A 23,057-nucleotide genomic window follows, 5' to 3' on the forward strand; every position below is an offset into this window, starting at 1 on the left:
AAAAGAAGAATCGAAAGAAGGATATTCCAATGGGATAATTAAATGAAATAAAATATAAAATCACTATTTGAGATAATAGTTTCAGATAGATATCAAGTAAATAAGGAGGAATATTCCAATGGATGGAATAATTAAGTGAAGATCCACTGTATAGCGTAGGTGCATACGGTGGATTTTCTTTTGTCTCTTTTTCGTGGATATCCCGGATAATCAAATGGGATAACAAAAAGGGGCAAAGCTTTTTATGCTTCCACCCCATCACTTAAAAATGTTTAAATTCTTAATACATAGTCTTTTTATTATCTCTTCACAAAGTACTCTTCATACCATACAAGGAACGTATAGATTGTCCATACTTTTCTCCAGTTATCAGAATTTCCTCCAACATACTCATCAAAAATCGCATTGATTGCATCTACATCAAAGAATTTTTCTGCAATATCACTGTGGAAGAGGCGCTGAACGTCCTGATTGTATCTCTCATCAGCCATCCAGATACGGATTGGTACAATGAATCCTAACTTCTTACGGAATGCAATTTCTTCCGGAAGTACCTTCGCAGCTGCTGTACGGAATGCCACCTTATTCTGCTCTTCATTTACTTTAAAGCGAGATGGCATACGAGATGCGATATCAAAAATTCTTCTATCTGTCAATGGCATACGGATCTCAAGTCCGGCTGCTGTACTCATCTTATCAACATTCAGGTAAATATCACCTTCCAGCCAGATCTGAATATCTACATCAGACATCTTTGTCAACGGATCAAGACCTTCTGTCTCCTCGTAGATTCCTCGTGCAAGTTCAATTGGCAGTACGTCCGGATCGTATTTCTTAAGAATCTTCTGCTTCTCGTCTTCTTTCATTATATTGGTATTTCCAACATAAAAATTCTTCAGATTCTCGCCATAACGTTCGGCATTTCTATACATGTTATAACCACCAAAGAATTCGTCAGAACCCTCTCCGGAATAACAGATCTTCGTATGTTCTGCTGTCGCATTACATCCAAGTGTAAATACAATCGCAGATGCATCTCCAAGTGGTTGCTCCATATTGTACATAACATAAGGTACAATATCAAAGAACTGCTCCGGTGTAATGATACTTCTGGAGAATGTTCTTCCAAGAAGCTGTGCTGTCTTCTCTGCAAGTACAGATTCATCAAATCTTTCCTCTTCATAACCACAGGAATCCGCCTGCTCTGCGTCAGACATTGCAAGCACATAGGAAGAATCAACTCCACCAGACAGGAATGATTCTACTTTTTCATCCGCGGTCTTTACCTCTGGCATGATTTCTTTCAGAGTGTTATGAATCTCATCTGCCCAGTCTTCCAGGGTCTTGCTTCATCCGGATGAAATTCCGGTTTCCAGTATCTGTGAATCTCAAGCTTTCCATCCTGCCAGATCAGATAGCGTCCCGGCAACAGCTTTTTCAGTCCACGGAAAAATGTATTCTCTCCGGCAACATAGGTCAGACTTAAATACAACTGAAGCATCTCTTCATTCAGTTCTTTCTTAAATCCCGGCCGATCGATAATATCACGGATCATCGTTCCATAAAGAAGCTCTCCGTCTTCTGTCTCATAGTAATAGAATGGTTTTGTTCCAAACTGATCTCTCAGACAGAAAAGCTTCTGCTCTTCCTCATCCCATAAGGCAAATGCAAACATTCCGTGCATATGATCTGCCATCTCGCATCCCCATGTCTGATATGCCTTGATCAAAATCTCATGTTCTCTTTCTTCTCTGGAAAGTGTAAGATCAATTCCAAGTCTCTCACAAAGCTCTTCCCAGTTACGAATATGTCCTCTGTATGTTTTTACAATTATCATCTGTTTAACCTCTCTTTTGTCACCATCTTTGGTTTTTGAAAGTTGTTTCTTCTCCCGCTTATATCCTACAGATATCAACAACTTTCACGGTTCAATCCTATTCTATCACACTGACTTTTTCTTGTAAATTCTCAACTATCACTCTGATGCCAATCACAGTCTGAAACATGTATAAGATATGTATTTTAGTCTGAATGCATCTCACCTTCATTCGCTTCTTCTATTTTCACTTCTTCTGCTACGCCACTTCCTGCTATATCTGCATCAACATAACCAAAACGAATTACTGCCTGTGGCCAGTTGAGACTGATTCTTGGTTTTTTTCCTTTCTCTGCACCTGCTTTTTCAATCAGATCAAGTAATTCTTCCAGAACTGTTTTTGTCAGATAACCTCCACGCCAATGAAAAGTCAGAATTCTTCCCTTCTTTGCCATCTGAAGTGCTCTTTTGTAAACTTCTTCCGGTTTTGTAAAAGACAGTTTCTTTTCTTTATAATAGAAATGATCTCCGTCCATACACTTCATAGCCGGAGCGATCAAAGGCTCATGATCCCGGAAAATTGATTTATCTTCCAGGTTGAAATAATCATAACGGATTTCTTCTCCGATCGTACAGTTTCTTGTAAGTGTATTATCAAATGTCGCATCTAAATGATAATATTTCCCATTAATTCGCACGATATTCCATGTATGACGGTATTTGATTCCCTTATCCGGATTATTTCCGCAAATAGCGATCATACACCAGACTCCAAGCTCGTCACACAGCACTTTTACCGCTTTTGCAATTCCTTCACAGACTCCGACACCCTGTCCCAACGGACCGATGATCTCATGAGAATAAGGTTTCTTCAATTTATCATATTTTACATTTTCGCAAATGAAATCATGAATGTATTTTTCTTTCTCTGATTCTGATAATTTCTGCGCCAGTCGTGCAAGTTTCTCTACTCTGGATTTCATTGCCTTCTGATGTTCTTTCACCTTCGCCCGGTCAAACAAATATTCCGGTAGAAACTGAATGTTCGGCGATTCCTGATAATAACGATACTTAAATCCCGTTGCCCAGAAAATCTCCGGATGATCCAGGCGCATCTGGAAGAATACATTATACAGTTCTTCTCCGCTCATACGCGGTACCTGAATCTCCTTCTCCATCTGCAAGATGCCCTGACAGATTGCATGATACGCCGCCTGCTGCATCTTATTCATCTTACTATAATAAAATGGTTCCATACTTATCCTCTCCGGTCAGCAGAAAATTCTTCTATCTGAACTTTTCGTTTTTTTCCTTTCTTTTCCCAGATCATCAGACTGATTTTGTATTGGAGTGAATCTCTTGATGCAATAAATGGTTCCTCACGAAATATATTTATCCGAAATCCCTGTTCTTCTAACTCTCGTTTCCGCTCTGATGCTCTCTTCTCAGTCTTACGATTCTGATTTTCTTCCTCATCTGTGAATTTTCTTCTCGGGTAATTTGCTGCTGCCATCTTCAGTTCTTCCATCAAAAGATCTGTGACTTCTGCATGACGCTTTTCCTGCAGCATCCCGGCAATCTTTTTTGCACTCCGCTTCCATGGATGTTTCTGATAAAACTTTAGACATCTCAGTAACTTTTTATCTTCTACTGTTGCCGCAAGCTCCTGCATCACTTGATGTGCTTCTGCTGACGGTACCCACGGATTTCCCCTTGGAACTACATATTGCTCTGAAACTGCCGGATAACAGCAATAATTCAGCGGCGGAAAGTCTGCCAGTACAGCTAGTTTCCGCTCCGTCTGATTACAGTATTTTGCTCCCAGATAATCCAGTTTATCCCGTACGATTGCAATCTTATATTCTATCTGACGCAGATATTCCGCACCTTTCACCCAGAAATGTCCGATTTCTCCATAGTCATATAAGTGTACTTCTTCACTTAAATCCTCAAAAAAAATCGTAACCACAGTCTCACCCTGATGAACTACAAGGACATAGGACTCCTCCGGTTCTTCTGTTACACTTAACTCCGCTTCTAGTTCACCTTCATAATCCTCTCTATATTGCCCTGTCATCCTTGCATTTTCAAAGACAAGAAAGCTCTCTACCGCATCGTTCATCAAATAAACCAGCCGCAGTTTTTCTTCTGTAAAAAGCAGTTCGAACTGTCCCTGTTCCAGCACTTCTCCTAGTTTCTGAAATGCTTCCGGCAATTGAATTTCACTCATTTTCCGCTCCCTCAGTGCATTCATCTTCCAAGCACTCACGAACCTTGTCTTCTTTCAAATCCTCACCGATCACGATCAGAATCTCCTGTCCTTCTTTGATTGGATTAACTGTCATCTTCTGTGTTGTCGCATTCAGCTCCATCCAGTCACCGGATTGATTCTTCATAAATCCTTTTACACGGAACACTCTTCCGATATCATTAAGATTTTTATTGTTTTCTTTTTCAGAATCATCTGTGCATCCACGTTTACCAAACAGCTTTTTCACAGCCGGAACCAGTTCTTCTTCTGTCCGATTCAGATTCATAAAATATAAGGTCTGGAATCCATCCTTTTCTGTACCTTCCGGTCTGCGAAACGACTCAATCTGATAGCTGCTGTTCTGAATCTGTGCAAAATCTTCCTCTGTCAGCATATCCCAGTCTTTTGCGATCACTTCTTTTTCAATTCTTCTGGTACATCCAATGCGTTCAAGAGAACGATTGACATGTGAAATAATTCTGTTTTCCTGTTCTTCACAAGCATTGTCCTTATCCAGCCTGCTCAGCACGATCACACCCGCATCCGCCGCCTCAGATCCCAGCAAATATTCCGCCTGATCTGACAGATTTTCTTCCAGTCCCGCATCTACGATTGTGATCACACTTCCGATTTCGTACCACCGATCCAGAGGTTCTTCTCTTAATCCATCAAAAAATTCATCCACGTCATAGATTCCCGACGGCTCCACGATTACTCTGTCATATCCACACATTGCCATAGAGATCAGCTTTGTCTTGAATCGTCTGCGGTGTGTCTCTTTATCACACCCTCCGGAAATCATTTCCAGTTCACATTTCTCTCCCTGCAGCTCCTGAAGAAGCATCATATCCACATTCACCGCACCGAAATCATTTTCCAGAATTCCAATATTCAGACCCTGACGAAGCAGGTAAGATGCATACTCTTTTATAAATGTTGTCTTTCCCGCTCCCAGAAAACCTGTAATCAAATCTATCTTTACCATGATTGTTCCTCTCATATCTGATATACTCGCACAATTTACTCTAACTATAATACCACAATCTTCTTGTATTTCAAGAATTCCTTACGGTACATTTACTGTTGAATCCACAGCCTGTTTTTCCTATAATAAACTTATCAACAACGAAGGTTAATTTTCATGAGATTTTCAACATTTTCATCTCATCAAAACACACTTTTTGAAGATAACGCTTACGAAACGGAGAATTTATTATGGAATTTCAGAAGATCAGTTCCCCTTCCCTGAGGGATCTGTTTATTGAACAATTAGAACATCTGATTCTTTCCGGCAAGCTACAGGTCGGAGAGAAACTTCCACCGGAACGCCAGCTTGCTGAAATGATGCAGGTCAGCCGTGCGGTTGTCAACAGCGGGATCAGTGAGCTGGAAAAGAAAGGATTTCTTACCGTAAAACCCCGCAGTGGAACTTATGTAGCAGATTTCCGAAGAAAAGGAACTTTGGATACATTGATCGCGATCATGAATTACAACGGCGGACGCATGCGTGATCAGGAGATTCGTTCCATCTTCGAAGTCCGCATTGCGCTTGATACACTTGCTGCACAGCTCGCCATCGACACGATCAGCGACAAAAACATCCAGCGCCTCCTCGAATTCGTTAATCAGATCCGTGATGCACAGGATGTCACCACTGCCATTGAAGCTGCTTACGAATTCCAACACGAGTTTGCCCTGATTTCCGGAAATACATTGATTCCACTTATTTTCCAGTCTTTCCGAGCACCGATTTTTAATATGTGGGAACGTTATTGTGAACTCTATGGGATAGAAGAATTATATCGAAGCAATTATAAGACCTGGACCTATATCCGCGACCGAGACACCCAAGGCGCCGTCACCTGGATCCGAACCTCCATGCAGGACTGCATCAACGGAGAACATCAGATATACTATGAATTGTAAATTTGTATTTAGACGTTTGAATTCTGAGTAATGAAGCAAAAACTTTTGTTGGATGAGGGCGTGATGTGGACTGAACCTGAGTCTATCTTCTCGTTTACGTGCATCAAATCAAAACTTGTATGAAGTCTTTCAGATTCGTCCCGTTGAGCAAACAAATCTGTTTGGAATAACGAAGCAAGGATGGTGCTATATTGTTGAGGACACATGTAAGGCAGGAGCGTTCCGAATACACCTTGTTCAGTATGTTAGTAAGAGCCAGACAGGCACCACTCACGGTAACTGTTCTGGCTCTTACGTTACATACTTTCAAGGGGATGAGGTAGAGCGGGCCGGTGTCCGATGCAATATAGCATCATTCTTGCGGCCTTATTCACCACCAAATCCTTTGCTTCAATATGGAGAATCAGACAGACAAATACAAATTTAAACTTCAGCTCTCGCCATTGCTTCCTTATAATCCTTCTGATCTGTAAAGATCTCATTCTTATAAGGATTCTTCTTCTGCTGTTTTGCTCTCTTAATAATTGCAGCCAGACAGATCACATTCGCTGCAAGTGCAATTACCGCGATCACACCCTGCATGGTTGGATTAGCACTTGTCGGTCTTACTGCTGCATCCATGAATCCGTCAGAATACAGAGCCGGAATTACTGAGAAACGGCTTGCATCCTGGAATAATGGGAATACCTGAGCAAACATACACCACAGTGCCAGTGTATTCGCGCGGTTCTGGATCCAGCCACCCTTGTTCCAGAACATATTTGCAAATGTCGGAGCAAGAAGTAATGCAACACCACAGTAGAATGCATGTGTTGTCAGGTTATTGTATGTGTACTCAAAATTCCACAGATCATATGCAATAATGAAGCACCATGTCATATCCGGCCAAAGCATATCATCATGTTTCTTGGATGTGTAGATTCCCCACCATCCTGTCATACAGAAGATATTCAGGATTCCGGCAATTCCGTTCACCCAGTTCCACCATCCTCCGTAGAGCCATACATTTTCTGAAGACAGCCACCAGCGGTCACCGAATTCTTTCATTGCCATGAATCCACGGATACCTGATTCAAAATCACTTACTACTGCAATCAGAATATTGATTGCAACGATTGCAAACGGGAATACTTTGAACCATTCTGTCTTACCAATTCCCCATTTGTATTTCAGCATCATAAAACCAATACACCCTGCTGTTGCAGCATACAATTTTGCATAATGGAACCAGCTTGTCATATGTACATAAGTATCGTTATTCAGTGCCCATTCTGCACCATTTGCTGCACAGATATAGATTGCGATGAAATACACTGTAAGTATAGCCGGAATAGCTCCAAAACAGATTAGTCCACCGATTTTTGTACGTCTTGCGAATTCATTTGCAAGAACAAGTCCGGCAAACACCAGTACCCACCCTAACAGCTGCCAGCCGGCACCATCGCCATAAATTTGGAATAACATAATTATCCCCCTCCTTCTTTTAATTGGTTATACCAACCTATTGTTATCTTTTTAACATTATACTCTTCTTATTATTATGCGTCAATAAATGCACCTGTTTCTCCTATTTTTCAGCACTTTATAATAAAATATCTCTCCATATTTTTGTATTTTTACAATAGATTTGCACTTTGGCATCTGGTATGACTACAGCCACATCATTTTCTTTCTGACGATTCAGAAAATTCATTTAAGCATTCTTATTTTTGAGTTATCTAACAATTCAATATTCATTTTATTCTGTTTTATGCGTACTTTTCTTGATTTTTTTCATGTTTTTGCAAGAATACATATATATTTCTTGCAAATTCTATCTCAACTGTTTATAATTACATTAACATGCATTATCAAGACACTAGAAAACGTATATGTATTGTGAGGACGAAAACTATGAATTCAAATGATATATTAATTGCAAACACTGACGATCTGCGCAGTGAAATGGACTATTTAGAGAAAACTCTTTTGAAAGGACACCGCATCGACCCGAATCTTTATGAAGAATATGATGTAAAGCGCGGACTTCGTGATTCGACTGGACGAGGAGTTCTTACCGGACTGACTGAAGTATCCGATGTCTGTGGTTTCGATGTTATAAATGGACGTAAGATTCCTGCCGAAGGTGGACTTTACTATCAGGGAATCAACGTAAAAGATCTTGTAAACGGTTTACAGGGCAAACGATTTGGATTTGAGGAGACAACTTTCCTTCTACTCTTTGGACGTCTTCCAAAAGAAGATGAACTGGAACATTTCCTGAACGTTTTATTTGAACTTGAAGATTTAACCGGACGTTTTGTTCGTGACGTTGTCATGAAAGCCTCAAGCCCTAACATCATGAACTCACTTCAGCGCTGTGTTCTTACTTTATATACATATGATGAGAACCCGGAAGACATTTCCGTAGAGAATGCACTGCGCCAGTCTCTTGAACTGATTGCAAAGCTCCTCTGATCGCAGTATATTCTTATCATGCATACAGACATTTCCGTAAAGATGAGACTCTTCTGATCCGTAATCCAGAGAAAGGCCGTTCTCTTGCAGAGAATATTCTGTATATGCTTCGTCCAGACGGACAATATACAGAACTCGAGGCTAAAGTACTTGATGTTGCACTGATTCTTCATGCAGAGCATGGTGGTGGTAACAACTCTACTTTCACTACTCACGTTGTTACTTCTTCAGGAACAGATACTTATTCTGCAATCGCTGCTTCCATCGGTTCTCTAAAAGGACCACGCCATGGTGGTGCGAACTTGAAAGCACAGGGGATGTTCGATAATATTAAGAAGTCTGTCAAAGACTGGACTAACGAAGATGAGATTCGTGAGTATCTCCGCCTGATCCTTGATAAAAAAGCCTTTGATAAGACCGGACTGATCTATGGAATGGGACATGCCGTCTATACGATTTCCGATCCAAGAGAAAAAATCCTGAAGAGTTATGCGCAAAAGCTTGCTTCCGAAAAGGGTCTTGATGAAGAATTTGCTCTTTATGACCGTGTAGAACGAATCGCCGGAGAAGAGATCATGACACACAGAAAGATGCTGAAACCGGTTTGTGCAAATGTTGACTTCTACAGCGGATTTGTTTATACAATGCTGAATATTCCGGAAGAGCTTTTCACGCCGATCTTCGCGATTGCACGTATCACAGGATGGAGTGCACATCGTCTGGAAGAACTGTTAAATGCCGGTAAGATCATCCGTCCGGCATACAAATATGTTGGGCAGCATACAGAATTCCATGACCGTGATGACAGAAATTAATTATTTAATACCCGATTATTATTCTAAGTTCACCTGCATCGCCGACCGCTGTCCGATCACCTGCTGCCAGGAATGGAAGATTGGCGTCGATGCAGATACGAACCGTAAATGGAAGAAACTCCAGGCTCCGGAAACCGTACCTGAACAAAAGAAAAATTTAAGCGCTTATACGATTAAAAAGATGGACAGCGTGTGATAGGCTTGGACAGTGATCATCGCTGTCCATTCCTTAACTCTGAGAAGCTCTGCCGCCTTGTTGTTGCTTACGGCGACAAAGTCCTATCAGAAACATGCACTACATTTCCACGAGAGGAGCATCGATTTCCGACACATACTGAGAAGATGCTGATGCCTTGCTGCCCTGCAGTAATTGACCTGTGGAACAAACAGAAGTCTCTGCATTTCCCAAATGTATCAGACACTTTGTCCGATACTGGCGATACAGATACTTCTGTCCTTTTCCTCTTGCGTGAAAAACTACTCATTCTTTTAGATGATTCTTCCAGAACAATTGAAGAGGAACTTTTGGAAAGCTTCTATATTCTTCAGGAATTATACCAGCATCAGCCGCTGACAAAAGAACTGTTGGAAGATTATTTTTCTGACAGCACAGTAAAAGAGCTTGGAAATGCAATTGCAGAGGTTGAACTTCCACCTCTGGATCTGATCAACGAATGTAACGAACTGTTACAAGATCTTTCCGTGAACTATCAAAAAGAAGGACTCTATCAGGATACGCTGAATCCAATTCTTGCTTTGGCGGAAGAAATATCGGAAGCCCTTTCGGACAGTACTGGAAATCCTGATGATACTAAAGCTTACGAATCCACTTTACTGGAACAATGGGAACAATTCACACAATACTTGAGCCCTTACGAACCACTGCTTCGCAATTTCCTGCGCAACGAGATTTTCTCCGATCTTCTGCTTCCTGACAGTGATCTTGAAAATGTACTTGTGCAGATGCAGTGGATTGCTCTTGAATACGCAGCGTTCCGCCACAGCATTTTCTTAAGATGGTTACTGGACGGCGCAGATACAAATTTGTCCAAGATTTCTTATGAAACTTTAAGACAATATCTCGTGATCATCACTCGAATGACTGGATATGAAACAGCTGATATTTATGAATATCTGGAAAATAGTTTTGAATCACTCCTCTGGGACTGGGGCTATTTTGCATTAATCATCGGAAAATAAAATAGAAAACGGATGGTGTAGCAAGGCAAGGCTTTCTTGTCTTTTACATCATCCGTCTTTTTGTTTTGAAAATATTTCCGACTATCTCATACAAATGTACACAACATACACTGCATAAAGGAGCAACATGATAATACCTTCTTTTCTATTAAGTTCCTTTTTCGTCCACGCCATGATCCATCCGAGAACACTGAACACGATCAGCACTGCAATATCAATGATATTTTCTGTCAAAAATGCAACCGGTGAAATTGCTGCCGCGATACCAAGCACCATGAGAATATTAAAGATATTGGAACCGATCACATTTCCAAGTGCCATATCCACCTCGCCTTTTCTTGCTGCTACAATCGATGTAACCAGCTCCGGAAGGCTTGTTCCAAATGCAACTACAGTAAGACCGATCAGAGTCTGACTGATTCCAATTGCCGCCGCAACTGTACAGGCACCGTCTACTACCCAATCACTTCCGACCGCAATCGCTACTGCACCGAGAATAATGTAAATCACACTCTTTCCCATAGACATTTCCTGAATCTCCTCTGCTTCCAGAAGATACTCTTCCTCTTCCACTCCAGGCTCCACATTTTTCTCACGAGATGCCTGTGCTGAGCGGATCATGTAGAGGATAAACGACAGGAATAAGATAATAAATACAACTCCATCTATATGTCCCAGTGACATCCCGGCTGCACCAAGAATCAGAAGCAATATCGCACACAGAATAGAGATTGGGAAATCAATCTTTAACGTATTAATCTGAACTGCCACGGAAGTAAAAAGCGTACAGGCTCCGACTACAACCATGAGATTGAAAATATTAGATCCTACCGCATTACTGACTGCAAGTGCATTGTTTCCCGTAACTGCTGCCGTCACACTGACCGCAGTCTCCGGAAGGCTCGTCCCCATCGCCACAATCGTCATTCCGATGATCAGTGACGGAACATGATACCGTCTTGCGATACTGCTACACCCCTCAACAAATGCATCTGCACCTTTTACAAGAAACACAAATCCAATAATTAAAAGTACCACTGCAAATGGCACACTTTGAAACAAATCACTCATCTTTTATTTCCTTTCTTTTATGTCATATCTGATCAATTTTATGCTAATCCAGACAGATGCTGAATCAATATTCTTATCCCTAAAAGCACCAGGATGATTCCACCAATCAGTTCTGCCTTATGTTTATATTTCCCACCGAAATAATTTCCAATCACTACACCAGCAATAGAAATAATCATTGTCGTAATTCCGATGATCGTAATTGCCTCAAGAATCGGTGTGTCCAAAAATGCAAATGTAATCCCAACTGCCAGCGCATCGATACTCGTCGCAACGGCAAGTACAAACATATTTCTATGATCCAACGGCTGATCTTTTACTTCAACAATATCTTCTTCGTTCCATTCTTTTACTGCCTCCAGAATCATTTTCCCACCGATAAAGCCAAGCAGAATAAATGCGATCCAGTGATCAATACTTGTAATATACTTTTGGAACTGAATTCCAAGAATCCACCCCACAAGCGGCATTAATGCCTGAAACCCTCCAAAATACAATCCGATCACCACCGCCTGTTTTTTATTCAGCTTCTTCATTCCAAGGCCCTTACAGACGGACACTGCGAATGCATCCATCGCAAGCCCGACTCCCATCAGAAGTAACTCAATAAATAGTACCATGATTTTTCCTCTTTTCTTTTTTCTTCTGTATCTGTTCCGCTACAATTGCAGTGCGCATCCCTAGCGGAGCGTTTTTATATATTAGGAAAGAACTTTCCTAAATATATAAAAACAAAGAGACTCACGTATGTTCTATGATAAAAGAACCGCTACTTGATATAACAAGCTTATCCTCTTATTTAAAACATACATGAGTCTCATTCTTTAAGATTTGCCAGGTGATCTTTTAAAACTCATTCTCACCGGTATGTTGACAAATCACATTTTCATGCGAACTACTCCCTCACGGAATATATTCAATTCATCTTTCGGCTCGGTTCGTCTCATGAACAACCACCTTATTGATACATCGTTTTTTACTATAACGAATGAATTCTGTTTTGTCAATAAATTTTATCATTTATTCCAAGACATTTCGTTACTGTGTTACTGTTCACAGTAACAGCTTTCCCCATTAGAAAAGCAACATTCCGATTCCTCTTGTGATGATCGCAACGATCCATGCGATCAAGCACTGCCAGAACACCATTCCGACAGCCCATTTTGCACCAAGCTCGCGCTTTACGGATGCAACTGCTGCAACACATGGTGTGTAGAGCAGACTGAATACAAGCAGGACACCGGCTGACAGAGGAGTCAGTACAGAAGCAATTCCTCCACCAAACAATACCTCAAGTGTTGATACTACACTTTCTTTCGCCATAAATCCACTGATCAGTGCTGTACAGATTCTCCAGTCTCCCAGTCCAAGCGGACGAAGGATTGGAACAAGTGCACCTGCAATCATGGCAAGAATACTATCTGCTGAATCCTCCACAAGGTTCAGATGCAAGTCGAAACTCTGCAAGAACCATACGACGATCGTTGCCATAAGAATGACGGTAAATGCTTTCTGCAAGAAGTCTTTCGCCTTCTCCCAAAGGAGCTGTGCCACATTCTTCGCCCCCGGAAGACGATAATTCGGAAGTTCCATAACAAATGGTACCGGTTCTCCTTTAAACAACGTTCCTCGATAAAAGAATGCGATTAAAATTCCAACTACAATTCCAAGCACGTACAGACCTGACATAATCAGTCCACCGTTACCCGGGAAAAATGTACTTACAAAGAATGCATAAATCGGAAGTTTCGCAGTACAGCTCATGAACGGTGTCAGAAGGATCGTCATCTTACGGTCTCTTTCACTGGTCAATGTTCTTGTTGCCATAACTGCCGGAACCGTACATCCGAATCCAATCAACATCGGCACAATGCTTCGACCGGAAAGACCAATCTTACGAAGCAGTTTATCCATCACAAATGCAACACGTGCAATATAACCGCTATCTTCCATCATAGAGAGGAAGAAGAACAAAGTAACGATAATCGGAAGAAAACTAAGCACGCTTCCTACTCCTGTAAAGATTCCGTCGATCACAAGACTTCGAATCGCATCATTTACATTGAGTGCAATCAGTCCTGCCTCAGCCATTCTTGACAACTGATCAATTCCCATTTCCAGAATTCCTTGCAGAAATGCACCGATTACATTAAATGTCAGATAAAATACAAGCACCATGATTCCGATAAAACATGGGATCGCTGTATATTTTCCTGTCAAGATTTTGTCTATCTTCTCACTTCTGACACGCTCTTTACTCTCTTTCGGTTTCACAACCGTCTGCTCACAGAGACGTTCAATAAAGTCAAAACGCATATCTGCGATTGCCGCACTTCTGTCAACTTCTCGTTCTGTCTCCATCTGCTGCACGATATGTTCCAGCATATCCAACTCATTCTGATCAAGCTTTAACTGCTCCAAAATCAGCGGATCGCCCTCGATTGCCTTCGTCGCAGCAAAACGCACCGGAATCTTCGCTTCCTCCGCATGATCTTCAATCAGATGGATCACCGCATGAATACATCTGTGAACCGCACCGTCATGATCACTTTTATCACAGAAATCCTGACGCAGCGGACGTTCCTGGTATTTCGCCACATGAAGTGCATGACGTATTACTTCGTCCACACCTTCATTCTTCGCCGCTGAAATCGGAATAACCGGAACTCCAAGCAGTGCCTCCATTGTATTCACATCGATAGAGCCATGATTTCCAATCACCTCATCCATCATATTCAGCGCAACAACCATTGGAATATCCATCTCAAGCAACTGCATTGTCAGGTAAAGATTTCGCTCAATATTCGTTGCATCCACAATGTTGATAATTGCTTTCGGATGTTCATCCAGCACAAAATTTCTTGAAACAATCTCCTCACTGCTGTATGGAGACATTGAATATATTCCCGGAAGGTCTGTCACATTCGTATTCGGATAACCTTTGATCGTTCCATCCTTACGGTCTACTGTTACTCCCGGGAAGTTTCCAACATGCTGATTTGCTCCTGTGAGCTGATTAAACAGCGTTGTCTTTCCGCAGTTCTGATTTCCTACCAGGGCATAAGTAAGCACTGTTCCCTCCGGTAATGGATTCGCATCTTCTTCGGAATGATACTTTCCTTCTTCTCCAAATCCCGGGTGATCTACTGGTTTCAAACGTTCTCCACGGGAATGGCTGTTTGTTCTCTCGCTAATTTCCTCAACTTCAATCTGTTCTGCCTCTGCAAGACGAAGCGTCAGCTCATATCCATGCACCTGCAATTCCATCGGGTCTCCCATCGGCGCGAACTTCACTACCGTAACTTCCGCACCCGGAATCATACCCATATCCAAAAAATGCTGTCGTAACGCACCGGAAGCTCCAACCGTTCGAATTACAGCACTCTTTCCAATCGCTAATTCTTTTAATGTCATTTTTTTATCATCCTCTTTAGTTTATTGCGATTTTTTATCAATTAGTTTTACAAAACTAGCTTATTCCAGGATATTGAATTTGTCAATAATTATCATTTACAAAATACGCACATAAAAAAGAAATGCTTTCTTCCCTCTTGTATTTTGGGAAATAAAGCATTTCTTTTTTACTATATCATGGCCTCTCGTTTTTTCAACGGTGCATAGACGATTCTTCTAACAAAAATAAAGCAAATCACTTGCAGGATGATCGTAATGATCCAGGATGCAGGATAGGAAATGAACAAAATCTTCAATGATCTGAATCTTGGAAATATTCCAAAGATCCAGACGATTCTCGTTCCGACTGTTCCGATTACGGAAAGTATCATCGGCACAATTGATTTTCCCATTCCACGAAGAGATCCCGGGAACAGATCCATCCATCCGCACAAAAAATAAGTAACTGTTGTATATAGAAGAATCTCCATACCACAGCTGATAACCTGAGGATCATCAGTATAAATCTTCAAAAGCTCCGGTCCAAAGAGATACGCACCTCCACCAAGAATTAATGCAATCGTTGTGGAAAGAATCAGGCAGTCAACTAAGACTCTGTCCATTCGTTTCCATTTTCCGACTCCGTAATTCTGGCTTGTAAAACTCATACATGCCTGTGTCACTGCATTGATCGATGCATATAAAAATCCAAAAATGTTATTCGCTGCCGTATATCCTGCCATCGCCACGGATCCGAAAGAATTGACCGATGACTGCAGAAGTACATTTGAAAAATTGATCACAGTACTCTGAATTCCTGCCGGAATTCCAACCTGAAAGATCTGTCCTAAATATACTTTTTTTATCATTAGCTTCGAGAAGCGAAGCTGATAACTGCTGTCTGATTTATACAGGCAACGCAATACCAATACACACGATACAAACTGTGCTGTTACCGTTGCAATTGCAACGCCCGCTACTCCTAAATGAAAAGCAATTACAAGTAAAAGATTTAAACATGCGTTAATCACACCTGCTACGATCAAAAACAAAAGTGGTCGTTTCGTATCTCCAACCGCTCTTAAGATTGCCGCTCCGTAATTATATAACATAAAAAACGGCATTCCCAGGAAATAGATCTTCATATATAGTGTCGAAAGATTGATCACATTATCTGGTGTTCCCATCAACTCAAGTGCTCCTCTGGAAAAGAACAATCCAACTAATGCCATCACAACTCCGCTTATAATCGCAAATGTAATCGCTGTGTGCACCGTCTCCGACATCTCTTTCTCGCGCCCTGCCGCATAGAACCTGGCTGCAAGCACATTTGCTCCAAGAGATATTCCTATAAATAGGTTCGTAAATACATTGATCAGTGCTGTGGTTGATCCGACTGCTGCCAGTGACTCACTTCCACTGAATCTTCCTACCACAACAATATCCACTGCGTTAAATGCAAGCTGCAGAATTCCAGATATCATCAGCGGAATTGAAAAAGAAATCAGCTTATTCATGATCGAGCCATTGCACATATCAATTTCAAATCTGTTTTTCTTCTTTTCTGAATGCATAACTTTTCCTCATTCTATAAATTATTGTAACTGTTCAAACACTCTCTTAATGCTGTCATAATGAAGGAAGATTCCCTCCTTGGCAAAGTTTTCAATCTCCTCCTTAGTTGCGAACATATATCCATCTGTTTCTTCTGTCTGAAGTTTCAGATCATTCTCATCAATATCAAGCACAAAGCGATATACATCAACAAAATAATTATCACCCTCGCCCGGATTTTCTCGCTTATAAGTAAATACATATCCGCCTTCTGCATTAGAAATATCTAATCCTGTCTCTTCTCTCACTTCACGGCATACCGCTTCCTCAGAAGACTCTCCTGCCTGCGCTGCACCGCCGGATACTTCCCACCACCCCGGTGCCCACGCTTTTGTCATTACACGTTTCGTGATCAGATATGTTCCATCCGGTCTTGCCACAACTCCAAGCACTGTCAGATGGTATTCCCCATCCTTTAAGCACCAGTCATTTCGCTTCATTGTTCTTCCGGTCGGACGTTTCTCTGCATCATAAATATCCCAATATTCCATGATATTTTCTCCTCGTCTTATCTATCTCATGTTTTTCATTTTCCGTAACTGTTCAGAGCCAACCTCCAAAATGCTACGCATTTCGTCGGTGTGGCGTATCCGCCAAATAAAATTTCAAAAACAGCCTTAAAAATGCAAGCATTTCATATCTGCTTTTGAAATTTTGCTTGGCTCTGAACAGTTACCATTTTCCTTTCTTATCATACATTTTTAGAAAAAAGCTGTAAAGTCTTTGGCAAATATTTTCCATTAGACTTTACAGCTTTCACTATCATTCGTTATTTACTTCTATCTCAGATAATATGTCATTTCATGCCATTCTTCTCCACCCCAGACAGAATCTGACATTCCCAGATCTACAAACCCAAATCTTTTATACATCTCTACTTTTTCATCCAGGCAGGTAAGAACAATTTCTTTTCTTCCCTTTTCTTCTTCTCTTTGCAGATAACATCTTACAATCTCTCGTGCCAGACCTTGTCCTCGATACTCCGGTAATACATCTAAGCCAAGGATCATAACTTTCTTTCCTTTTGGATTATTCAAAGATGCATCTGTAAAAAATTCATCTCGGAATTTTTCCTCGTCCGTTGCAATTCCATTCAAAAATCCCGCTAACTTTCCAGTTGTTTTATCTACCGCAACTAAAAACAATTCTGGAGTCACACCGATTCGCTCCTTCATGTGTTTCTCAGAACATGCTTCATTTGGCGGGAAACAAATTTTCTCAATCAAGACTGCCTGATCTGCCTCTTCCTGTCTAATATCCCTAAATTCAAATCTTTCTAAAATCCTACTGTTCCCTTTCATCTGTTCTTGCATTTTCTAATCTCCTTCTTCATCAACTTTTGTAATAACATATTTGTAATTTCACACTGTCACCGTAAGCACTGCTCCTACAGATGCTACCAACGACGCTGCTACTGCTAATATCTGGAACGGCAAACTACCAAGTCTTCCACAGATCAGGCTAGTTCCCGCACGTCTTCTGGAACGATTGTATGCAACAATCACTCCTACTCCGGTCAGAACCTGGACCACACTTGCCATTCTTGTAAATCCTACAAAGCTCTGCACTCCCACAAGTGCGATCACAAGACAAGGTACTGTAGCTGCAAGCCAGCTGATCTTTTCGCCCCATTTCGTCTGTTCATTCACAATATCTCGAAGATTCAGTGTATTCGCCCAGAAAGATGTTGCAAGAGCCAGCAAGGAAAATACATATCCGATAATGCTGACCCATCCGCCAAGATGGCCGGAAAGATCCACCAGTGCTCCATTCTCTGTCACATTAGAACATCCCAGAAGCGTCATAAATGTGATTAAAAGAATCAGTCCCATATTCAAGCCCGTGCCGGCTGCAATCGCTCTGCGAATGCCTTTTTCGTCTCCTTCTAAACCTTTCACAACCTGTGGCACAGACATAACAGCAGATAATGAAAATGCAATCATGCTATAAAGTGCCAGCATATTGTTATTCGAATAGAACTTTGTCGAAAGCTCTGTTGTCTCTGAAAGCATCGTTGCTACAAAAAGGATCCCTATGACTCCAAACATGGAAATCACTGCAATTTTCTCACAAATTCCAACCAGTTTCATTCCGATATAGACCACACTTGCTGCCAATACATAAAAGAACAGCATTCCGACCACTGACGGAAGGTGAAACCATGCAGAAAATACAGCTGCCGCACCGGTAATAAATCCACTCACATTCACTACAACCGAAAAGCCAAGCAGCCCAAACGCCAGCCATGTACATGCCATCTTCAGCTTTCCCACAAACAGCTCATTTTCAAAGCATTTGATAAACTGCGCGCCATTGTTATTCAAAGACAGTTCCGCAATCATAAAATGCAGTAAAAGATTCATGCAATAAGCCACTGCTGCAATCCAGATAATATCATGCCAGTTATTCCTGGATGCAAGGAATGGGACCGAAAGAATTCCAGATCCCACGCCGTGTCCTATGATAATACTCGTCGACTCCAAAAAAGTCAGCTTTGATTCCCCATGTACTTTCGCCATACCTACGCCTCTCCAGTAATACCAATTTGTTGTTTACCACTTATGATGACGGAAAACAATCTCAAATCTAATATGATAACTCTTTCTATTATACCTCATTATAGCTTATAATTAAACCCACTTTTAAAGAGCTTTTTCCCAGGCATTTTATATTCTCCAGAAACTATGCAGTTAATCATGTTTTATGTTATACTCTTAATAGAAATAGCTATTAAATCTAAACGAAAAACAGAGGTAACTATCATGGAATTCAAAAGCATTTTAATAAAGGACACAACTGTAGAAGAAAGAAAACAGATTGTAAAAGAATCTTTAGGCAACATCTCTGCAAGCTGCGACGGTTGCATGGCAAGACTTTCAGAAATGTACGATGAGTATATCGAAGGTAAAAAAGAGATCCGTGACATTAATATGGAATTTAATGGACACTATTTACGTGGAGACATGGACAAGGGTGAAAGAAGAAGCTGTCCGATGTAAAGTAAATCTACTCCCCTTTTAACCTTCACTCAAGACCTACTGATAGAATGGAGGTGTTTGTATGAAATTTAAGAAAAGAATCGCATTTTTCACAGCAATTATGATGGCACTATTGACTGTCGGATGTGGTAGCAAATCAATGTCAGCATCCGAGGACAGTGCAACCATGGAATCAGTCTACGGTACAGATTATTCAGAAAACGAATACTGCGAAGAACCTGCAGAAACAGCCGATGCAGGAGTCACTTCCGGAAATGGACTGGAAGCTCAGGTAGAAAACGGACGAAAACTGATCCGAACGGTTTCTCTTTCTTTGCAGACAAAAGAATTTGATTCTGTACTCAATAGCCTAAAAACAAAAACTACTGAACTAGGTGGCTATGTCGAGAATTCTTCTATCAGCGGCAATAGTTATTCTTATACAACAACCCGATATGCAAGCTACACCATACGAATTCCGGCAGACAAGTTAAATGAGTTTGTGGATATCGTTGGTGAACTTGGAAATGTAACACAGGAAAATGAATCCGTGGAAGATGTGACACTTCAGTATGTAGATGTCGAAAGTCATAAAAAAGCTTTAGAAACGGAACAGGCACGTTTGATGGAGCTGCTTTCTACAGCAGAAAATATGGAAGACCTCTTAGCCATTGAAAGTAAATTATCCGATATCCGATATGAAATAGAAAGCTACGAAAGTCAACTTAGACTTCTGGACAATCAGATTGATTACAGCACAGTACATGTGGAGATATTTGAAGTCGAACGTATGACAGACGCGGGTGAGAAAGGCTTCTTTGAAGAAATCAAAGAACGATTCGGAGACAACCTGTATAAAGTAGGTCACGGTTTCAGGAATCTCATCATTGGAATTCTTGGTGCATTACCGATCCTTATCGTATGTGCAGCAGTTATAGCTGTTATCGTAGTTATAATTAAGAAAAGCCTCAAAAAAATAACACTCAAAAAACAGAAAAAAGCAAAAGAAAACGATTATGAAGAAAACTTCAAATAGCGTCTCTCCTTCGTTTCTCTCGTAAAGCAAAGCACTCAAAAGCGGAAAACCTCTGAATCTAATGAGATTTTCCGCTTTTTGTTTTTCTCTTATTCTCTATTCTTTTTTATATTTTTTCCCATAGCAGCAATTTCCTCTGCTGTATATTCTTCCACTACTGTCTTTGTCACTTGTTTTATATTTTTTTCCTTCAGACGAAGATATACAAATTCCCTGAAAATAGTGTACAGAACCGAAACTAATGGAATGAAAATAAGCATTCCTACGATTCCCATAAGATTGCCACCGATCGTAACAGCAGCAAGCACCCAGATTGATGGAAGTCCAACTGATCCACCAACCACATGCGGATAAATCAGATTGCCTTCAATCTGCTGAAGAATCAAAAATACAATAATAAATAAAATTGCTTGCTTAGGACTTATCATAAAAATCAAAAAGCAACCCACTGCACATCCGATAAAAGCTCCAAAGATCGGAATCAATGCAGTAAATGCAATTAAAGTTCCGATCAAAAGTGCATATGGCATTTTTAAAATACTGAGTGTAACGACAAACATACTTCCGAGAATCACAGCTTCTACACACTGCCCCGTAAGAAAATTTGCAAATGTCTGATAGGTCAGAGAACAAATTTTCAGGAATGCCTCTGCTTTTTGTTTCGGAATAAATGCAAAAAATACTTTTCTTATCTGTACATGCAATTTTTCTTTCTGAAAAAGAATGTAGCATGCAAAAGAAAATGCAATGAAAAATGTAGCAAATCCACTGACGATAGAGCCCACTGCCGACATTGTCGTATTCATCATATTTCCTGCTCCGCTGCCAAGAATACTGATTCCCCATTTAATGGCCTGATCTTGATTAAACTGAACCTGATTTACAAGCTTCATAATTTCTTGATTATTGTGTGAAAAATCTCGAATCCAGTTTTGCATCTGTGGAACAAAATTCGCAATACTTATCATCAAACTTCCCATTGTCCGAGTAAGCTGTGGAATCACACCAAACATTACTAGTGCGATCACACCAACCGCCAATATAATTGTGAAAAGAAGACTGATCGGTCTTGCTAACTTTTTTCCCACCTTATTTTCATCTTTTGTCTTACCGAAAATTTTCTTTTCTAAAAAGCTCATTGGCACATTGATTACAAAAGCAATTGCGCCACCAAGTACAAATGGAAACAGAATTCCCCCTATCGTTTTCAGTACATCGATCACTACTTCAAATTTCCACAATGCAACTACAAGAAGCACTGTAAAAATAATCAGTTCTCGAATTTTCTTCATAGATAACTTACTCAAATCCATTATCGTTCTCCTAATTTCTTAAAATCAGCCAACTATACTTTTATGCAACAAGATATTTTTCATCATATACTTAAAATAATATTGATGTCAAGACGCTTTATCAATTCAGCTTGGCATTGTATCATTCTTGTGATAATGTTATTTATGAACGTTATGCAACGAATAACTATCAGATATTGAAAATAAAACCTAAAAAATCGAAATAACGAAATTTATACGAAAAGAGAAATAAGAAAATGGCACAAAAACAAAACAAATTGACTCAAACTGGTATTGTAGCACTTCTTGCTTGTGTATGCTGTATCCTGTGGGGAAGTGCAATCCCGGTGATTAAGACAGGGTATCACCTTCTGCAGGTAGATTCTTCAGACACTGCAAGTCAGATTGTCTTTGCTGGAATCCGATTTACACTAGCTGGAATTCTGGTTTTAATTTTTGCATCAATTAAGGAAAAGAAATTAATGCTTCCTGATCGGGAACTTTTTAAATATGCGGTTCCCGTATGTCTCGCTCAGACAGTAGGACAATATTTCTTCTTTTATATAGGCGTTGCACACACTTCAGGAGTGAAGGGTGGAATCATTACCGGACTTGGAAATTTTATCGCAATTCTGTTGTCTTGTCTGGTCTTTCGAAATGAACGAATGACAAGCAGAAAAATTGCAGGATGTATTCTTGGATTTGCAGGCGTTGTAGTAATCAATCTGATGGGAAATTCTCTGGATATGGGTTTTCAGTTGATTGGAGAAGGGTTTATCCTGATTGCACAGTTGTCTTATGGAATATCCACTGTGCTGATTAATCTTTTTTCTAAAAAAGTATCACCGGTCGTATTAAGCGGAACCCAGTTCACGATGGGCGGAATTGTTCTGACTTTAATTGGACTTGGAATGGGCGGACGCCTGGGAAATGTAACTGCCGGTGGTTTGGCAATTATATTTTACCTTGCGCTGGTTTCGGCAGTGGCATATACGCTCTGGTCTATACTACTTGCATGGAATGATGTTTCCAAGGTTGCGATTTTCGGATTTGTGAATCCACTTTGCAGCGTGATCTTATCAGCACTGATACTCGGAGAGGTAAAACAGGCATTTAATGTAGGGAGTCTGATGGCGTTAGTTTTAGTATGCGCAGGGATTTATATTGTTAATCATAAAAAAAACTAACATGAGAAGGATGTCAGACAA

20 protein-coding genes and 1 pseudogene are annotated in these 23,057 nt (G+C 40.6%); 7 read left to right on the forward strand and 14 right to left on the reverse strand.

Features of this window, described 5'->3' with window-relative positions; translation table 11 throughout:
- Window positions 1-299 precede the first annotated feature (299 nt).
- From DXB52_RS17210 to DXB52_RS11110, 5 genes are all read right to left on the reverse strand, one after another.
- Window positions 300-1,295: an asparagine synthetase B family protein gene (locus DXB52_RS17210; protein ID WP_472520106.1), complete on the reverse strand. Its 996-nt coding sequence runs from the start codon at window positions 1,293-1,295 to the stop codon at window positions 300-302.
- Window positions 1,296-1,303: 8 nt separating this feature from the next.
- Window positions 1,304-1,837, reverse strand: a complete 534-nt coding sequence (locus DXB52_RS17215; protein WP_472520107.1) for a hypothetical protein — start codon at window positions 1,835-1,837, stop codon at window positions 1,304-1,306.
- Between the two features lie 185 nt (window positions 1,838-2,022).
- Window positions 2,023-3,072, reverse strand: coding sequence for a transglutaminase domain-containing protein (locus DXB52_RS11100; protein WP_118107337.1), 1,050 nt, complete (start codon window positions 3,070-3,072; stop codon window positions 2,023-2,025).
- 2 nt (window positions 3,073-3,074) lie between these two features.
- Window positions 3,075-4,046, reverse strand: a complete 972-nt coding sequence (locus DXB52_RS11105; RefSeq protein ID WP_118107339.1) for a DUF3878 family protein — start codon at window positions 4,044-4,046, stop codon at window positions 3,075-3,077.
- Window positions 4,039-5,052: a GTP-binding protein gene (locus DXB52_RS11110; protein WP_117891135.1), complete on the reverse strand. Its 1,014-nt coding sequence runs from the start codon at window positions 5,050-5,052 to the stop codon at window positions 4,039-4,041. Before DXB52_RS11110 ends, DXB52_RS11105 begins: the two co-directional genes overlap by 8 nt.
- A gap of 230 nt (window positions 5,053-5,282) precedes the next feature.
- On the opposite strand from DXB52_RS11110, the gene DXB52_RS11115 reads away from it, so the two are divergent.
- Window positions 5,283-5,993 carry a FadR/GntR family transcriptional regulator gene (locus DXB52_RS11115; RefSeq protein ID WP_118084915.1) on the forward strand — a complete coding sequence of 237 codons (711 nt, stop codon included), beginning with the start codon at window positions 5,283-5,285 and terminating at the stop codon, window positions 5,991-5,993.
- 423 nt (window positions 5,994-6,416) lie between these two features.
- On the opposite strand, the gene DXB52_RS11120 is transcribed toward DXB52_RS11115, so the two are convergent.
- Complete coding sequence (locus tag DXB52_RS11120) at window positions 6,417-7,457, reverse strand: DUF5692 family protein (protein WP_020436067.1); 1,041 nt, start codon at window positions 7,455-7,457, stop codon at window positions 6,417-6,419.
- A 429-nt stretch (window positions 7,458-7,886) separates the two neighbouring features.
- Between DXB52_RS11120 and DXB52_RS11125 the strand changes: the two are divergent.
- The 3 genes and pseudogenes from DXB52_RS11125 to fliB all read left to right on the forward strand — a co-directional run bounded on the left by DXB52_RS11125 (window position 7,887) and on the right by fliB (window position 10,465).
- Window positions 7,887-9,265, forward strand: a pseudogene (locus DXB52_RS11125) (citrate/2-methylcitrate synthase).
- Window positions 9,243-9,461, forward strand: a complete 219-nt coding sequence (locus tag DXB52_RS17220) for a hypothetical protein (protein WP_472520108.1) — start codon at window positions 9,243-9,245, stop codon at window positions 9,459-9,461. Before DXB52_RS11125 ends, DXB52_RS17220 begins: the two are co-directional and overlap by 23 nt.
- Window positions 9,462-9,466: 5 nt before the next feature.
- Window positions 9,467-10,465 (forward strand): flagellin lysine-N-methylase, encoded by a 999-nt coding sequence (gene fliB, locus DXB52_RS11130; RefSeq protein ID WP_472520109.1) that lies wholly within the window; start codon window positions 9,467-9,469, stop codon window positions 10,463-10,465.
- 81 nt (window positions 10,466-10,546) lie between these two features.
- Here fliB and DXB52_RS11135 read toward each other — a convergent pair whose 3' ends face one another.
- The 7 genes from DXB52_RS11135 to DXB52_RS11165 all read right to left on the reverse strand — a co-directional run bounded on the left by DXB52_RS11135 (window position 10,547) and on the right by DXB52_RS11165 (window position 19,062).
- Entirely contained in the window at window positions 10,547-11,536 is a 990-nt protein-coding gene (locus DXB52_RS11135) for a calcium/sodium antiporter (protein WP_117827170.1), read from the reverse strand.
- 38 nt (window positions 11,537-11,574) lie between these two features.
- Window positions 11,575-12,156: a manganese efflux pump MntP gene (locus DXB52_RS11140; protein ID WP_118107341.1), complete on the reverse strand. Its 582-nt coding sequence runs from the start codon at window positions 12,154-12,156 to the stop codon at window positions 11,575-11,577.
- A 454-nt stretch (window positions 12,157-12,610) separates the two neighbouring features.
- A complete protein-coding gene (gene feoB / locus DXB52_RS11145) occupies window positions 12,611-14,950 on the reverse strand; it encodes a ferrous iron transport protein B (protein ID WP_118107343.1) in 2,340 nt (779 codons plus the stop codon).
- A 170-nt stretch (window positions 14,951-15,120) separates the two neighbouring features.
- Entirely contained in the window at window positions 15,121-16,503 is a 1,383-nt protein-coding gene (locus DXB52_RS11150) for an MATE family efflux transporter (protein WP_118107345.1), read from the reverse strand.
- Between the two features lie 21 nt (window positions 16,504-16,524).
- Window positions 16,525-17,034 carry an NUDIX hydrolase gene (locus DXB52_RS11155; RefSeq protein ID WP_020436060.1) on the reverse strand — a complete coding sequence of 170 codons (510 nt, stop codon included), beginning with the start codon at window positions 17,032-17,034 and terminating at the stop codon, window positions 16,525-16,527.
- Between the two features lie 288 nt (window positions 17,035-17,322).
- The gene (locus tag DXB52_RS11160; protein WP_181989198.1) at window positions 17,323-17,856 is read right to left on the reverse strand and encodes a GNAT family N-acetyltransferase; all 534 of its coding nucleotides are present in this window, start codon (window positions 17,854-17,856) and stop codon (window positions 17,323-17,325) included.
- Between the two features lie 48 nt (window positions 17,857-17,904).
- A complete protein-coding gene (locus tag DXB52_RS11165; RefSeq protein WP_118107347.1) occupies window positions 17,905-19,062 on the reverse strand; it encodes an aromatic amino acid transport family protein in 1,158 nt (385 codons plus the stop codon).
- 243 nt (window positions 19,063-19,305) lie between these two features.
- On the opposite strand from DXB52_RS11165, the gene DXB52_RS11170 reads away from it, so the two are divergent.
- Window positions 19,306-19,542 (forward strand): hypothetical protein, encoded by a 237-nt coding sequence (locus DXB52_RS11170; RefSeq protein ID WP_020436057.1) that lies wholly within the window; start codon window positions 19,306-19,308, stop codon window positions 19,540-19,542.
- 61 nt (window positions 19,543-19,603) lie between these two features.
- Window positions 19,604-20,557 carry a DUF4349 domain-containing protein gene (locus DXB52_RS11175; RefSeq protein WP_118107349.1) on the forward strand — a complete coding sequence of 318 codons (954 nt, stop codon included), beginning with the start codon at window positions 19,604-19,606 and terminating at the stop codon, window positions 20,555-20,557.
- Window positions 20,558-20,646: 89 nt separating this feature from the next.
- Here DXB52_RS11175 and DXB52_RS11180 read toward each other — a convergent pair whose 3' ends face one another.
- Entirely contained in the window at window positions 20,647-21,870 is a 1,224-nt protein-coding gene (locus tag DXB52_RS11180) for an AI-2E family transporter (protein ID WP_270370882.1), read from the reverse strand.
- A 236-nt stretch (window positions 21,871-22,106) separates the two neighbouring features.
- On the opposite strand from DXB52_RS11180, the gene DXB52_RS11185 reads away from it, so the two are divergent.
- Entirely contained in the window at window positions 22,107-23,036 is a 930-nt protein-coding gene (locus DXB52_RS11185) for a DMT family transporter (RefSeq protein ID WP_118107351.1), read from the forward strand.
- Window positions 23,037-23,057: the final 21 nt, after the last annotated feature.

The organism is Ruminococcus sp. OM04-4AA (genome assembly GCF_003462585.1).
Classification (GTDB): Bacteria; Bacillota; Clostridia; order Lachnospirales; family Lachnospiraceae; genus Mediterraneibacter; species Mediterraneibacter faecis.

Bases quoted from the DNA above. Each gene is read 5' to 3' on its own strand.
- DXB52_RS17210 (WP_472520106.1), bottom strand. From the start codon at position 1,295: ATGCCAGAGGTAAAGACCGCGGATGAAAAAGTAGAATCATTCCTGTCT.
- DXB52_RS17215 (WP_472520107.1), bottom strand. From the start codon at position 1,837: ATGATAATTGTAAAAACATACAGAGGACATATTCGTAACTGGGAAGAG.
- DXB52_RS11100 (WP_118107337.1), bottom strand. From the start codon at position 3,072: ATGGAACCATTTTATTATAGTAAGATGAATAAGATGCAGCAGGCGGCG.
- DXB52_RS11105 (WP_118107339.1), bottom strand. From the start codon at position 4,046: ATGAGTGAAATTCAATTGCCGGAAGCATTTCAGAAACTAGGAGAAGTG.
- DXB52_RS11110 (WP_117891135.1), bottom strand. From the start codon at position 5,052: ATGGTAAAGATAGATTTGATTACAGGTTTTCTGGGAGCGGGAAAGACA.
- DXB52_RS11115 (WP_118084915.1), top strand. From the start codon at position 5,283: ATGGAATTTCAGAAGATCAGTTCCCCTTCCCTGAGGGATCTGTTTATT.
- DXB52_RS11120 (WP_020436067.1), bottom strand. From the start codon at position 7,457: ATGTTATTCCAAATTTATGGCGATGGTGCCGGCTGGCAGCTGTTAGGG.
- DXB52_RS17220 (WP_472520108.1), top strand. From the start codon at position 9,243: ATGACCGTGATGACAGAAATTAATTATTTAATACCCGATTATTATTCT.
- DXB52_RS11135 (WP_117827170.1), bottom strand. From the start codon at position 11,536: ATGAGTGATTTGTTTCAAAGTGTGCCATTTGCAGTGGTACTTTTAATT.
- DXB52_RS11140 (WP_118107341.1), bottom strand. From the start codon at position 12,156: ATGGTACTATTTATTGAGTTACTTCTGATGGGAGTCGGGCTTGCGATG.
- feoB (WP_118107343.1), bottom strand. From the start codon at position 14,950: ATGACATTAAAAGAATTAGCGATTGGAAAGAGTGCTGTAATTCGAACG.
- DXB52_RS11150 (WP_118107345.1), bottom strand. From the start codon at position 16,503: ATGCATTCAGAAAAGAAGAAAAACAGATTTGAAATTGATATGTGCAAT.
- DXB52_RS11155 (WP_020436060.1), bottom strand. From the start codon at position 17,034: ATGGAATATTGGGATATTTATGATGCAGAGAAACGTCCGACCGGAAGA.
- DXB52_RS11160 (WP_181989198.1), bottom strand. From the start codon at position 17,856: ATGCAAGAACAGATGAAAGGGAACAGTAGGATTTTAGAAAGATTTGAA.
- DXB52_RS11165 (WP_118107347.1), bottom strand. From the start codon at position 19,062: ATGGCGAAAGTACATGGGGAATCAAAGCTGACTTTTTTGGAGTCGACG.
- DXB52_RS11170 (WP_020436057.1), top strand. From the start codon at position 19,306: ATGGAATTCAAAAGCATTTTAATAAAGGACACAACTGTAGAAGAAAGA.
- DXB52_RS11175 (WP_118107349.1), top strand. From the start codon at position 19,604: ATGAAATTTAAGAAAAGAATCGCATTTTTCACAGCAATTATGATGGCA.
- DXB52_RS11180 (WP_270370882.1), bottom strand. From the start codon at position 21,870: ATGGATTTGAGTAAGTTATCTATGAAGAAAATTCGAGAACTGATTATT.
- DXB52_RS11185 (WP_118107351.1), top strand. From the start codon at position 22,107: ATGGCACAAAAACAAAACAAATTGACTCAAACTGGTATTGTAGCACTT.